Genomic DNA, 14,510 nt, shown 5'->3' with positions numbered 1-14,510 from the left:
TTATGCACGATAATCAACAACCCCAAACGGGTGCCTTTGCACTGAGTGCCGCAGAGCGTGAGGCGATTGAGCACGAAAAGCATCATTATGAAGACCCGCGTGCGGCGTCCATTGAAGCGCTGAAAATCGTCCAGAAACAACGTGGCTGGGTGCCTGATGGTGCAATTGGTGAAATTGCAGACCTGCTGGGTATTCCCGCCAGTGATGTTGAAGGTGTGGCGACATTCTACAGCCAAATCTTCCGTCAGCCTGTTGGCCGCCATGTGATTCGCTATTGTGACAGTGTGGTGTGCCATATCACCGGTTACCAGGGTATTCAGTCAGCCATTGAAAAACACCTGGAAATCAAACCGGGTCAAACTACGTTTGATGGCCGTTTTACACTGCTGCCGACCTGCTGTCTGGGTAACTGTGACAAAGGGCCGACCATGATGATCGATGAGGATACCCACAGCCATCTCACGCCTGAGGCTATCCCGGAACTTCTGGAGCAGTATAAATGAAGACGATTATTCGTACTGCCGAAACCCATCCGCTGACCTGGCGGATGCGGGATGATAAACAACCCGTCTGGCTGGATGAATACCGCAGCAAGAATGGGTACGAGGGTGCGCGGAAAGCTTTGTCTGGCATGGCACCTGATGAAATTGTCAGTCTGGTAAAAGACTCCGGGCTAAAAGGCCGTGGTGGCGCAGGCTTTCTTACCGGGCTCAAGTGGAGCCTGATGCCGAAAGACGAATCCATGAATATCCGTTACCTGCTGTGTAACGCCGATGAAATGGAACCTGGCACCTACAAAGACCGGTTGCTGATGGAGCAACAACCACATCTGCTGGTGGAAGGGATGCTTATTGCGGCATTTGCGCTGAAAGCTTACCGTGGCTACATCTTCCTGCGTGGCGAATATATTGAAGCCGCTCAGCATTTACGCCGTGCCATTGCGGAAGCTACCGAAGCCGGGTTACTGGGGAAAAACATTCTCGGTTCTGGCTTTGATTTTGAGCTGTTCGTGCATACTGGTGCCGGGCGCTATATCTGCGGCGAAGAAACGGCGTTGATAAACTCGCTGGAAGGCCGCAGGGCTAATCCACGTTCCAAGCCACCTTTCCCAGCCAGTGCTGGCGTCTGGGGTAAGCCGACTTGTGTTAACAATGTCGAAACCCTGTGTAATGTCCCGGCCATTCTGGCTAACGGTCTTGAATGGTATCAGGGCATATCGGCGGGCAAGAGCAAAGATAATGGCACCAAATTGATGGGCTTTTCCGGGCGTGTAAAAAACCCCGGCGTTTGGGAACTGCCGTTTGGCACCACTGCCCGTGAAATTCTTGAAGATTATGCCGGCGGCATGCGTGATGGCCTGAAGTTTAAAGCCTGGCAACCAGGTGGCGCAGGTACTGACTTCCTTACTGATGCTCATCTTGATTTACCAATGGAATTTGAAAGTATTGGTAAAGCGGGAAGTCGTTTGGGTACAGCGCTGGCAATGGCGGTTGACCACGAAATCAACATGGTTTCCCTGGTGCGCAACCTGGAAGAGTTTTTCGCGCGAGAATCCTGTGGCTGGTGTACGCCATGCCGGGATGGTTTGCCATGGAGCGTAAAAATTTTGCGTGCCATTGAAAAAGGTGAAGGGCAGCCTGGCGATATCGAAACGCTTGAGCAGTTGTGCCGTTCACTGGGCCCGGGCAAAACCTTCTGCGCTCATGCACCTGGGGCAGTGGAGCCTTTACAAAGCGCGATTAAATACTTCCGCGAAGAATTTGAAGCAGGTATTAAGCAGGATTTTAACAATACCCGACTGATAAACGGGATACAGCCAAACCTGTTGAAAGCGCGCTGGTAAGCCGCAACCCCTAAGCGGGTAAGCGCCGCGAACCGAATTTTGATTAACGCCTGACAGCGTCAGGCCTGATGGAAGCATGCTGACTATGGCAACGATTCATGTAGACGGCAAAGAGTATGAGGTAGATGGTGCAGACAACCTGTTGCAGGCGTGTCTCTCTCTCGGCCTTGATATTCCGTACTTTTGCTGGCACCCGGCACTGGGGAGTGTGGGTGCCTGCCGCCAGTGTGCGGTGAAGCAATACCAAAATGCCGAAGATACCCGTGGTCGCCTGGTGATGTCCTGTATGACACCAGCGTCAGACGGTACCTTTATTTCAATTGCAGATGAAGAAGCGAAGCAATTTCGTGAAAGCGTGGTGGAATGGTTAATGACCAACCATCCGCACGATTGTCCTGTTTGCGAAGAGGGTGGGAACTGCCATCTTCAGGATATGACAGTGATGACCGGCCACAGCTTCCGCCGTTATCGTTTTACCAAACGTACACATAGAAACCAGGATCTGGGGCCGTTTATTTCCCATGAAATGAACCGCTGTATTGCCTGCTATCGTTGTGTCCGTTACTACAAAGATTATGCCGATGGCACCGACCTTGGGGTTTATGGCGCGCACGACAACGTCTACTTTGGCCGCCCGGAAGACGGTACGCTGGAAAGTGAATTTTCCGGTAACCTGGTGGAAGTGTGCCCAACCGGTGTATTTACCGATAAAACCCACTCAGAGCGCTATAACCGTAAATGGGATATGCAGTTTGCGCCGAGTATTTGCCAGCAGTGCAGCCTGGGGTGCAACACCAGCCCGGGTGAACGTTATGGTGAGTTGCGCCGCATCGAAAACCGCTACAATGGCTCGGTGAACCATTACTTCCTGTGTGACCGTGGGCGCTTTGGCTACGGTTATGTGAACCGTGAAGACCGTCCACATCAACCACTGCAACGCCGTGGCGACGATATTATCGCGGTTAATGCAGAGCAGGCCTTGCAGGGCGCGGCAGATATTCTCCGCCAGTCTAAACGCGTGATTGGTATTGGCTCACCGCGCGCCAGTGTGGAAAGCAACTTCGCACTGCGTGAACTGGTGGGGGAAGGCAACTTCTATACTGGTATTGCCGCGGGTGAACAGTCCCGGCTGCAACGCATGTTGAGTATTCTGCGTGAAGGCGGTGTTCGCACTCCGTCACTGCGCGAAATTGAAAGCTATGACGCGGTGCTGATTTTGGGTGAAGACCTCACACAAACCGGAGCCCGTGCAGCACTGGCTGTGCGCCAGGCAGTAAAAGGCAAAGCGCGCGAAATGGCAGCGGCACAAAAAGTGGCTGACTGGCAAATTGCCGCCATCCTCAATATTGGGCAGCATGCCAAACACCCGCTGTTTGTAACCAATGTTGACAGTACCCGGCTGGATGATATTGCCGCATGGACTTACCGTGCGCCGGTTGAAGACCAGGCGCGACTCGGTTTTGCTATTGCCAGTGCGCTGGATAGCGCAGCGCCGGCGGTTGAACTCACCGACAATGACCTGAAAAATAAAGTGGATGTTATTGTTCAGGCACTGGCTGGTGCGAAAAAACCACTGATCATTTCCGGCACTAACGCCGGTAGTGAAGCATTGCTGGAAGCGGCAGGTAATGTGGCGACAGCGCTGAAAAATCGTGGTGCCGATGTTGGTATTACCCTGGTAGCACGCTCAGTGAACAGTGTTGGCCTTGGTTTGCTGGGTGGAGGTTCACTTGATACCGCACTCAGCGAGCTGGAAAGCGGCAACGCAGATGCCGTGATTGTGCTGGAAAATGACCTGCACCGCCACGCCAGTGCATCCCGGGTGGATGCCGCGCTCAGTAAAGCACCACTGGTGATGGTGATTGACCATCAGCGCACCCAAATCATGGATCACGCACATTTGGTCTTGTCTGCGGCAAGTTTTGCAGAAAGCGATGGCACAGTGGTGAATAACGAAGGTCGTGCACAGCGTTTCTTCCAGGTATTCGACCCGGCTTACTATCACAGTGACTGGGTTATGCTGGAAAGCTGGCGCTGGCTGCATTCGTTGCACAGCATGGTAGAAAACCGTGCGGTGGACTGGACTCAGCTTGATCACGTCATTGATGCCTGTACCGCGAAGTTCCCGCAACTGTCTGGTATGAAAGACGCCGCGCCGGAAGCCAGCTTCCGTATCCGTGGACAAAAACTGGCGCGTGAACCTCATCGTTACAGTGGCCGCACGGCGATGCGCGCCAATATCAGTGTGCATGAGCCTCGCCAGCCACAAGACCAGGACACCATGTTCGCTTTCTCAATGGAAGGGAACAACCAACCTGGTGCAGAGCGTCAGCAGGTACCTTTTGCCTGGGCTCCGGGATGGAACTCACCACAAGCCTGGAACAAATTCCAGGACGAAGTGGGCGGACACTTACGCTTTGGCGACCCGGGTGTGCGCCTGATTGAACCAGCAGACAAGCAGGCAGCCTGGTTCACCAGTGTGCCACAGCCGTTTGCTCCAGTTGCTGGTCAGTGGCGTGTTGCCCCTTATTACCACCTGTTTGGCAGCGATGAGTTATCGCAGCGTTCACCGGTTTTCCAGAAACGTATGCCGGTTGCTGTGTTGCGCCTGAACCCTGCGGATGCCGCAAGCCTTGGTATTAACGAAGGCGCGGTGGCGAGTTTCACTGTCGACGGGCAAACCCTGCGCTTGCCGGTTCAGTTGAGTGACGGTCTGGCTGCCGGGCAGGTTGGCCTGCCGATGGGGATGCCGGGCGTTGCACCGGTTCTGGCCGGGGCGCAACTGAGTAATCTGCAGGAGGCACAAGCATGAGCTGGCTGACACCTGAAGTTCTCTCCGTCATTTTCAGTGTGCTGAAAGCGGTGGTTATTATTTTGGTTGTAGTGGTGTGCGGTGCCTTCATGAGTTTTGGTGAACGCCGTTTGCTTGGCCTGTTCCAGAATCGTTACGGGCCAAACCGCGTGGGGTGGGGCGGGTCGCTGCAGTTAGCGGCCGATATGATCAAAATGTTCTTTAAAGAGGACTGGATCCCGCGCTTCTCCGACCGGGTTATTTTTACTCTGGCACCGATGATTGCGTTCACGTCATTGTTACTGGCGTTCGCGATTGTGCCGGTCAGCCCCACATGGGTGGTGGCTGATCTCAATATCGGGATTCTGTTTTTCCTGATGATGGCCGGGCTTGCGGTTTACGCTGTGTTATTTGCCGGTTGGTCCAGCAACAACAAATACTCGCTGCTGGGCGCAATGCGTGCTTCTGCACAAACGCTGAGTTATGAAGTGTTTCTCGGTTTGTCCCTGATGGGTGTGGTTGCACAGGCGGGGTCATTCAATATGACCGACATTGTGAACAGCCAGGCGCATTTGTGGAATATCGTGCCGCAGTTCTTCGGCTTTATCACCTTTGCGATTGCGGGTGTGGCGGTGTGTCACCGTCACCCGTTTGACCAACCGGAAGCTGAACAGGAACTGGCAGATGGTTACCATATTGAATATTCCGGGATGAAATTCGGTTTGTTCTTTGTGGGGGAATACATCGGCATCGTGACGGTCTCAGCGTTGATTGTCACTCTGTTCTTTGGCGGCTGGAATGGTCCCTGGTTACCGCCATTCATCTGGTTCGCACTGAAAACCGCGTTCTTCATGATGATGTTTATTCTGATTCGTGCCGCACTGCCGCGTCCACGTTATGACCAGGTGATGGCCTTTGGCTGGAAAGTGTGTCTGCCACTGACTTTGATTAACTTGTTGGTAACCGCTGCGGTTATTCTCTGGCAGGCATCTTAAGGGGTGAAAAAACCATGACATTGAAAGAATTAGTGGTTGGTTTCGGCACCCAACTGCGCAGTATCTGGATGATAGGGATGCATGCTTTTGCTAAGCGTGAAACCCGGATGTATCCAGAAGAGCCGGTTTATCTGCCACCCCGTTACCGTGGGCGCATTGTGCTTACCCGTGACCCGGATGGTGAAGAGCGGTGCGTTGCCTGTAACTTATGTGCGGTAGCCTGCCCGGTAGGTTGTATCTCGCTGCAAAAAGCAGAGATGAAAGATGGTCGCTGGTATCCGGAATTTTTCCGTATCAACTTTTCACGCTGCATCTTTTGCGGCCTGTGTGAAGAGGCCTGTCCTACAACCGCGATTCAGTTGACGCCGGATTTTGAGCTGGGTGAATTCAAGCGTCAGGACCTGGTGTACGAAAAAGAAGATTTGTTGATTTCCGGGCCGGGTAAATATCCGGAATATAACTTCTATCGTATGGCCGGTATGGCAATTGACGGAAAAGATAAAGGCCAGGCGGAAAACGAAGCCAAACCTATCGACGTCAAGAGCCTGTTACCTTAAGGAGTCGGGAATGGAATTTTCATTTTATGTTTGTGCCCTTGTGGCCATCCTGACCACCCTGAGGGTGATCACGCATACCAATCCGGTGCACGCATTGCTGTATCTGATTGTGTCGTTGTTATCTATTGCCGGTGTGTTTTTCTCCATGGGCGCTTATTTTGCCGGTGCACTGGAAATCATCGTTTACGCGGGCGCCATTATGGTGTTGTTCGTATTCGTGGTGATGATGCTTAATCTCGGCAACTCGGTTGTGGAACAAGAACGCGCCTGGCTCAAACCTCAATTGTGGATTGGCCCGGGCATTCTGAGCGCGGTGCTGTTGTTTGTCATCATAAAAGGCATTACAGGCCTGAATGATCAAGGCATTAATGGTGTGGCTATTAACGCCAAACAGGTCGGCATTGCTTTATTTGGCCCATATGTTCTGGCTGTTGAGTTGGCATCCATGTTGCTGCTGGCCGGACTGGTTGTTGCCTTCCATATTGGCCGGGAAGAGCGTCAGGGCGAAGTACTCAGTAACCGCTCTGGTGACATGGCAACAAGAAAATCGGAGGAACGCGCATGATACCGCTACAACATGGGCTCATTCTCGCGGCCATTCTCTTTGTCCTTGGCCTGACCGGGTTGATGATTCGTCGTAACCTGCTGTTCATGCTGATTAGTCTTGAAGTAATGATCAACGCTGCCGCCCTGGCATTTGTCGTGGCAGGCAGTTATTGGGGGCAGCCGGAAGGGCAGGTCATGTACATCCTGGCAATTACCCTTGCTGCGGCGGAAGCCAGTATCGGTCTGGCGCTGCTGTTGCAGCTCCATCGTCGTCGCCAGAATCTGAATATCGATTCAGTAAGTGAGATGCGCGGATGAATCTGCTTTGGTTAACTTTTTTCCTGCCACTGCTTGGCTATGTATTACTGGCCTTTTCTCGTGGGCGCTGGTCAGAAAACCTGTCGGCGACGGTAGGGGTTGGCTCTGTTGGTCTTGCCGCTTTAGTGACCGCCTGGGTGGGGATGGATTTCTTCAACCACGGCAAACAGGCATTTACTTTACCTTTGTGGACCTGGATGTCGGTCGGTAATTTTACTGTCGCTTTCAACCTGGTGCTGGATGGCCTGTCACTGACGATGCTGTCTGTCGTGACCGGGGTTGGCTTCCTTATCCATATGTTCGCTTCCTGGTATATGCGTGGTGAAGAAGGCTATTCACGCTTTTTTGCCTATACCAACTTGTTTATTGCCAGCATGGTGATTCTGGTTCTGGCCGATAACCTGATGCTGATGTATTTGGGTTGGGAAGGGGTGGGGCTGTGCTCTTACCTGCTGATTGGCTTCTACTATACCGACCCGAAAAATGGAGCGGCAGCCATGAAAGCCTTTATCGTTACCCGCGTGGGCGACGTATTCCTGGCTTTCGCGCTGTTCATTCTCTATAACGAACTCGGTACGCTGAATTTCCGCGAAATGGTGGAACTGGCACCGCAACACTTTGCCGCGGGCAACACGATGTTGCAGTGGGCAACGTTGATGCTGCTGGGTGGTGCTGTGGGTAAATCAGCACAGTTGCCGTTGCAGACATGGCTGGCTGATGCCATGGCGGGCCCAACCCCAGTTTCCGCGCTGATCCACGCAGCAACCATGGTAACCGCCGGGGTTTATTTGATTGCCCGTACCCATGGGCTGTTCCTGATGACGCCAGAAGTACTTCACCTGGTGGGTATCGTTGGTGCAGTGACTCTGGTACTGGCGGGGTTTGCTGCCCTGGTGCAGACGGATATCAAACGTGTGCTGGCTTATTCAACCATGAGTCAGATTGGTTATATGTTCCTGGCTCTTGGGGTACAGGCATGGGATGCGGCGATTTTCCACCTGATGACCCACGCGTTCTTTAAAGCGTTACTGTTCCTGTCTTCAGGCTCTGTTATCCTGGCATGTCACCACGAACAGAACATCTTCAAAATGGGCGGCTTACGTAAGTCGATTCCACTGGTTTATGTCTGCTTCCTGGTTGGTGGCGCGGCGTTGTCTGCGTTGCCTGTGATTACCGCGGGTTTCTACAGTAAAGATGAGATTCTGTGGGGCGCTCTTGCCAGTGGTCACCAGAACCTGATGCTGGCCGGGCTGGTTGGGGCATTCCTCACCTCAATTTATACCTTCCGTATGATCTTCATCGTGTTCCATGGCGAAGAAAAAATTCATGCTCATGCCGGGAAAGGCATCACCCACCACCTGCCGTTGCTGGTGTTGCTGGTGCTGTCTACTTTCGTGGGAGCATTAATTACGCCACCGCTGGCTGGCGTGTTGCCGGAAAGCGATTTGGGGCATGCAGGAAAAACAACACTGGAAATGGCCTCCGGGGCCGTTGCGATTATCGGCATCCTGATTGCTGCCTGGCTGTGGTTGGGTAAACGTACGCTGGTCAGTGCGATTGCCAAAAGCGCACCGGGGCGTCTCTTCAGCACATGGTGGTTCCATGCGTGGGGCTTCGACTGGTTATATGACGCCATTTTCGTCAAGCCATTTAAAGCAATTGGCTGGTTGCTGCAACGAGACCCACTGAACGCATTGATGAACATCCCGGCAATATTGTCGCGTTTTGCAGGCAGAGGTTTGCTGTTAAGCGAAAGCGGTCATTTACGTTGGTATGTTGCATCGATGAGCATCGGTGCTGTTGTGGTACTGGCGCTGCTGATGGTGTTGCATTAATGGATATCAGGGGAGCGGAGAAACCTGTTTCCCTGAAAATTATGTTGTGCTGTTTTTCCTGTTCTTATGGTGTGACTGCGTGCAATGCATGGTGTGTGGCAACACAGTCTCACCATCAGATAGATCAATAAGGAAATAAATTGCCATGTTATTACCCTGGCTAATACTCATTCCCTTTATCGGCGGCTTCCTGTGCTGGCAGACCGAGCGTTTTGGCGTTCGTACACCGCGCTGGATAGCGTTGATTACCATGGGGCTGACACTCGCGCTGTCGTTGCAACTCTGGCTGCAGGGCGGTTATTCACTCACTCAGGCAACAGGGTTGCCACAGTGGCAATCTGAATTTTCCATGCCGTGGATCCCACGTTTTGGCATTTCCATTCACCTTGCGCTGGATGGGCTGTCATTGCTGATGGTGGTGCTGACCTCGCTGCTGGGTGTTTTGGCGGTACTGTGTTCCTGGAATGAAATTGAAAAATATCAGGGCTTCTTCCACCTCAACCTGATGTGGATACTGGGCGGCGTGATCGGCGTCTTCCTGGCGATTGATATGTTCCTGTTCTTCTTCTTCTGGGAAATGATGCTGGTTCCCATGTACTTCCTGATAGCTCTGTGGGGCCATAAAGCCTCCGACGGGAAGACACGTATCAGCGCAGCCACCAAATTCTTCATCTATACCCAGGCAAGCGGCCTGGTGATGCTGATAGCTATTCTGGCGTTGGTGCTGGTGCACTACAATGCGACCGGTGTCTGGACGTTCAACTACACCGAACTGTTGCACACGCCGATGTCGCACACCGTGGAATGGCTGTTGATGCTCGGCTTCTTCATTGCCTTTGCGGTTAAAATGCCAGTGGTTCCACTGCATGGCTGGCTACCGGATGCCCACTCTCAGGCACCGACTGCGGGTTCTGTTGACCTTGCGGGGATCCTGCTGAAAACCGCAGCTTACGGTTTATTGCGTTTCTCTCTGCCATTGTTCCCTAACGCATCAGCTGAGTTTGCGCCTGTCGCCATGTGGCTTGGGGTGATTGGTATTTTCTACGGTGCGTGGATGGCATTCACCCAGACAGATATCAAACGCCTTATCGCTTACACCTCGGTGTCCCATATGGGCTTCGTGATGATTGCTATCTATTCCGGCAGTCAGTTGGCTTATCAGGGCGCTGTGGTGCAGATGATTGCCCACGGTTTGTCTGCTGCCGGGTTGTTCATCCTGTGTGGTCAGATTTACGAGAGAATGCACACTCGTGATATGCGTTTGATGGGCGGGCTGTGGAGTAACATTCGCTGGTTGCCGGCGTTGTCTATGTTCTTTGCTGTCGCCACTCTGGGGTTACCGGGAACGGGTAACTTCGTTGGCGAATTTATGATCCTGTTCGGTAGCTACCATGTGGTGCCGGTTATTACGGTTATCTCCACCTTTGGCCTGGTGTTCGCATCAGTTTACTCGCTGGCGATGCTGCACCGTGCCTATTTTGGGCAGGCGAAAAGTGAAGCGGCACGTAAGCCGATGCCTGGCCTGTCGATGCGGGAATTATTTATTATTTTGTTGCTGGTCGCGCTCCTGCTGCTGCTTGGGTTCTTCCCGCAACCGGTTCTGGATACCTCACACGCTGCTGTGAGTAATATCCAGCAGTGGTTTACCAGTTCTATTTCAACTACAAGGCCGTAATTCGCCATGACAATAACTGCTCAACAACTGATCGCGCTGCTGCCGCTGTTGATCGTCGGATTGACAGTGGTGGTTGTGATGCTCTCCATTGCGTGGCGACGCGACCACTTTCTTAATGCCACGTTATCTGTAATCGGGCTGAATGCCGCACTGGTCTCATTGTGGTTTTCTACCCAGGTCGGCGCGATGGATATCACGCCACTGTTGCGTGTCGATGGTTACGCTGCGCTCTACACCGGGCTGGTGCTGGCGGCAAGTCTGGCGACTTGTACCTTTGCTTATCCCTGGTTGCAGGGTTATCCGGATAACCGTGAAGAGTTTTACTTACTGGTTTTGATTGCCGCGATGGGTGGGATTTTACTGTCCTGCGCTAATCATATGGCTTCACTGTTTATCGGTATCGAGCTGATTTCTCTGCCATTATTTGGCCTGATTGGCTATGCATACCGGCAAAAACGCTCACTTGAAGCCAGTATCAAATACACCATTATGTCTGCTGCGGCATCGTCTTTCCTGTTGTTTGGTATTGCGCTGTTGTATGCGGAGTCTGGCAGCCTGTCTTTTGTCAGTATTGGCAAGAGCCTCAATGACAGCATGCTTCATGAACCACTGTTGTTGGCCGGGCTTGGCCTGATGATTGTCGGGTTAGGTTTCAAATTGTCGCTGGTACCGTTCCACTTGTGGACGCCTGATGTTTATCAGGGTGCGCCTGCGCCGGTGTCTACCTTCCTGGCGACCGCCAGTAAAATTGCCATTTTTGGTGTGGTGATGCGCCTGTTCCTGTATGCACCAATGGGTAACAGCGAAGCGGTGCGTATTGTTCTGGGGATAATCGCATTTGCCTCTATCCTGTTCGGTAACCTGATGGCGCTTAGTCAGACCAATATTAAACGCCTGCTCGGTTATTCATCTATTTCCCACCTGGGGTACTTGCTGGTGGCATTGATTGCGCTGCACAGTGGCGAGGTCTCCATGGAGGCTGTAGGTGTCTACCTGACCGGTTACCTGTTCAGCAGCCTGGGCGCGTTTGGTATTGTCAGCCTGATGTCCAGCCCTTACCGTGGCCCGGATGCGGATACCCTGTATTCCTACCGTGGTCTGTTTTGGCACCGTCCTGTCCTGGCAGCAGTGATGACTGTCATGATGCTTTCCCTGGCCGGGATCCCAATGACTCTGGGCTTTATCGGTAAGTTCTATATCCTTGCTGTGGGTGTGCATGCGCACCTGTGGTGGCTGACAGGCGCTGTAGTGGTGGGGAGTGCGATAGGCCTGTACTACTACCTGCGCGTTACTGTCAGCCTCTACTTGTCCAAACCGCAGCAACCCGCTCGTGATACCCCATCTAACTGGGCGTTCACTGCCGGGGGGATTGTGGTACTGATCTCTGCTGTTCTGGTGTTGCTGTTAGGGATTTGGCCGCAACCGCTGATTAGTCTTGTGCAACTGGCCCAGCCTTTGATGTAATCATTGTATTACAACAGGTCTACCCGTATTAAACCGCCGGCAACGGCGGTTTTTGAGTCTGATAACAAACCTCATGTCCGCACAGAACGAGAGGATGTCATCCAATAAAAAACCAGGAAAATCAATTCATTGATTTTCGACTGCTAACTAAAAAGAAGGAAAAACCACGCTTTTTCCTTCTTTTTCATCAATATTAAACCGCCGGCAACGGCGGTTTTTTTATCGGAAATATTGTGGGAGAACAGCATGCTAACCTGGCAGGACTTACACCATTCAGAACTGACTGTACCGCAGTTATATGCGCTGCTTCATCTGCGTTGCGCAGTATTTGTTGTCGAGCAAAACTGCCCGTACCTGGATGTCGACGGGGAAGATTTATCGGGTGAAAACCGCCATATTCTTGGCTGGCAGGGTGGCAAGCTGGTGGCTTACGCCCGAATTCTTACCAGCGACAGGCATCACCCGCTGGTGATTGGGCGCGTGATAGTTGACCCTGCCTGCCGGGGGCAAAAGTTGGGTAACCAGCTTTTGGAACACGTTATGGTTTCATGCCAGCAACACTGGCCGGATGTTGCCCCTTATCTCAGTGCGCAGGCACACTTGCAGCATTTTTACCAGCAATTTGGCTTTGAGCCGATCACCGATGTATACCTTGAAGATGATATCCCCCATCGCGGTATGGTATGGATAAAAAATATACAAAATGACCAGGGTTAACTATAGTAAACAGACTCTGGGAAAATAAATAAAGTGAGCGCGCCATATGAGCGACGATCTTCAACGGCGGGTTATCCGTGCCCGGCAAAATATTACAGGCCTGAGCCAGTGTATTACGACTTTGCTGAATTACCCTGATAGCTGGTCTGAAACCGGATATGCTTTGCTACTGGTGCGGGCCGATGCTCAGCTTGGCCGCCTGCAACGGCAACTGCATATTCGCAAAGCGATTCCCCTTCCTCCGGATGTACAGAGTCTGTCATTCAGCCATTATGTATAAAGCCTGCCAGGGCATTTACTCACATAGCGATAACCCCATTTCTGTAACCGCATTTTTTGGGTAGCCAAATTGCCTCACAGCATTCTCTTTCTGTTCCGACCACGTATAATTTGGGGTTTTTACGTGGCGGGACAGAAAATGGAACTGACACAGGCGGTAAAGGCGTTGCAGCGAGCGTTATGTGAAGAACTTCCCGACACACCCGGTGTAAGAATATTGTCGGTTCATCTGAGCCTTGCCGATAGCCAGGACCCGCTATGCTGGCTGAATAGCCAGACTTGCTGGCCACAGTTTTACTGGCAGCACCGTGATGGCCATGAAGAATACGCCGTATTGTATGCATTGCGCACCTTCACCTCTCTGGCTGAAGGGCAGAGTTTTCTTTCCCGCTTTCCTGAATACCCGGAACTACGCCTGTGGGGGCTCAATGCATTTAACCCGCAACAAGGGCAGTTGTTTCTCCCACGCCTGACCTGGCAACGTCAGGGCACACAGACCCGGTTAATCCTTAACTTATACAGTGAAAGCAGCCTGCGTGAAGCCGCACAAGAGGCTGAATCGTGGTTGTCCGGTTTATGCCCGGCAACCGCAATCCCTGCACTGGCGGCACGAGTCTGTGAGCAGGTGCATCTGCCTGAAAAAGATCAGTGGACTGGCCTTGTAACTGAGGCAACACAGGCGATTGGCCGAAAACGCTTCGACAAAGTGGTGCTGGCACGGGCAACAGATGTGCAACTCTCCCGGCCCATGTCTCCCGCGTGGCTAATGCATGCAAGCCGCAAGCATAATAGCCACTGTTATCACTTTTATATGGCTTTTGACTCCCACAAGGCTTTTTTGGGCTCTTCACCCGAACGCCTGTGGCACAGGGCGGGGCGGCAGTTATCAACCGAAGCCCTGGCCGGAACGGTTGGCCGTGATGCCGATGACAGTAAGGCAGATCAACAAAGCCAGTGGTTGCTGAAAGATAAAAAGAATCAGCATGAAAACTGGCTGGTTGTGGAAGATATTTGCCAGCGGTTGCAGGCCGTAGCCGGGCAGATTGATGTGGAGCCTGTGCAGGTGATCCGCCTGCGTAAAGTACAGCACTTACACCGGGCCATCACTGCCACCCTCAACCATGCAGATGACACTGCATGCCTGATGCAACTACAACCCACAGCGGCTGTCGCTGGGTTGCCACGCAAAGATGCGCTGGCCTTTATTCATGCACATGAACCTTTCAACCGGGGCTGGTATGCCGGGTCTGCTGGTTATCTCAGCCTGGCAAGCGCTGGGTTTTGTGTGGCACTTCGCTCTGCGCTGGTTCAGTACGATAAAGTCAGGCTTTATGCTGGTGCGGGTATTGTCGCGCAGTCAGACCCGGCTGAAGAATGGCAGGAAATTGAAAATAAAGTGGCGGCATTACGTTCATTGTTCAGCTGAAAGCGGATAAGCCGATGTATATCAATGTCTGCGGGTTTGCTGACGCTATACTTTTTTGCAAATG

Annotated in this window: 13 protein-coding genes; all 13 read left to right on the top strand. The window is 52.5% G+C overall.

Going from position 1 to position 14,510, the window contains the following annotated elements:
• Positions 1-2: 2 nt before the first annotated feature.
• Entirely contained in the window at positions 3-503 is a 501-nt protein-coding gene (gene nuoE, locus MPHASIOC01_RS13100) for an NADH-quinone oxidoreductase subunit NuoE (RefSeq protein WP_064595184.1), read from the top strand.
• Positions 500-1,843, top strand: a complete 1,344-nt coding sequence (nuoF, locus tag MPHASIOC01_RS13095; RefSeq protein WP_064595182.1) for an NADH-quinone oxidoreductase subunit NuoF — start codon at positions 500-502, stop codon at positions 1,841-1,843. Before nuoE ends, nuoF begins: the two co-directional genes overlap by 4 nt.
• 85 nt (positions 1,844-1,928) lie before the next feature.
• Positions 1,929-4,655: an NADH-quinone oxidoreductase subunit NuoG gene (nuoG, locus tag MPHASIOC01_RS13090; RefSeq protein WP_353614833.1), complete on the top strand. Its 2,727-nt coding sequence runs from the start codon at positions 1,929-1,931 to the stop codon at positions 4,653-4,655.
• On the top strand, positions 4,652-5,629 hold the full coding sequence (gene nuoH, locus MPHASIOC01_RS13085; protein WP_353614832.1) for an NADH-quinone oxidoreductase subunit NuoH: 978 nt from the start codon (positions 4,652-4,654) through the stop codon (positions 5,627-5,629). The genes nuoG and nuoH overlap by 4 nt, the downstream gene beginning before the upstream one ends.
• A 14-nt stretch (positions 5,630-5,643) precedes the next feature.
• Positions 5,644-6,186: an NADH-quinone oxidoreductase subunit NuoI gene (gene nuoI / locus MPHASIOC01_RS13080; RefSeq protein ID WP_064595178.1), complete on the top strand. Its 543-nt coding sequence runs from the start codon at positions 5,644-5,646 to the stop codon at positions 6,184-6,186.
• Positions 6,187-6,196: 10 nt separating this feature from the next.
• Positions 6,197-6,751: an NADH-quinone oxidoreductase subunit J gene (gene nuoJ / locus MPHASIOC01_RS13075; protein WP_064595176.1), complete on the top strand. Its 555-nt coding sequence runs from the start codon at positions 6,197-6,199 to the stop codon at positions 6,749-6,751.
• Positions 6,748-7,050, top strand: a complete 303-nt coding sequence (nuoK, locus tag MPHASIOC01_RS13070; RefSeq protein ID WP_036115971.1) for an NADH-quinone oxidoreductase subunit NuoK — start codon at positions 6,748-6,750, stop codon at positions 7,048-7,050. Before nuoJ ends, nuoK begins: the two co-directional genes overlap by 4 nt.
• Positions 7,047-8,885, top strand: a complete 1,839-nt coding sequence (gene nuoL / locus MPHASIOC01_RS13065) for an NADH-quinone oxidoreductase subunit L (protein WP_064595174.1) — start codon at positions 7,047-7,049, stop codon at positions 8,883-8,885. The genes nuoK and nuoL overlap by 4 nt, the downstream gene beginning before the upstream one ends.
• A gap of 145 nt (positions 8,886-9,030) precedes the next feature.
• Positions 9,031-10,560 carry an NADH-quinone oxidoreductase subunit M gene (gene nuoM, locus MPHASIOC01_RS13060; RefSeq protein WP_064595172.1) on the top strand — a complete coding sequence of 510 codons (1,530 nt, stop codon included), beginning with the start codon at positions 9,031-9,033 and terminating at the stop codon, positions 10,558-10,560.
• A 6-nt stretch (positions 10,561-10,566) separates the two neighbouring features.
• On the top strand, positions 10,567-12,024 hold the full coding sequence (gene nuoN / locus MPHASIOC01_RS13055; protein ID WP_064595170.1) for an NADH-quinone oxidoreductase subunit NuoN: 1,458 nt from the start codon (positions 10,567-10,569) through the stop codon (positions 12,022-12,024).
• A 246-nt stretch (positions 12,025-12,270) separates the two neighbouring features.
• Positions 12,271-12,741, top strand: a complete 471-nt coding sequence (locus MPHASIOC01_RS13050) for a GNAT family N-acetyltransferase (RefSeq protein ID WP_064595168.1) — start codon at positions 12,271-12,273, stop codon at positions 12,739-12,741.
• A 46-nt stretch (positions 12,742-12,787) separates the two neighbouring features.
• Entirely contained in the window at positions 12,788-13,021 is a 234-nt protein-coding gene (locus MPHASIOC01_RS13045; protein WP_064595166.1) for a hypothetical protein, read from the top strand.
• 138 nt (positions 13,022-13,159) lie between these two features.
• Positions 13,160-14,446 (top strand): isochorismate synthase MenF, encoded by a 1,287-nt coding sequence (gene menF / locus MPHASIOC01_RS13040; protein WP_353614831.1) that lies wholly within the window; start codon positions 13,160-13,162, stop codon positions 14,444-14,446.
• Positions 14,447-14,510 lie beyond the last annotated feature (64 nt).

Source organism: Mangrovibacter phragmitis (genome assembly GCF_040429585.1).
In the GTDB taxonomy this organism is placed as follows: domain Bacteria; phylum Pseudomonadota; class Gammaproteobacteria; order Enterobacterales; family Enterobacteriaceae; genus Mangrovibacter; species Mangrovibacter phragmitis.
This window is presented reverse-complemented; position numbering and strand designations above follow the sequence as displayed.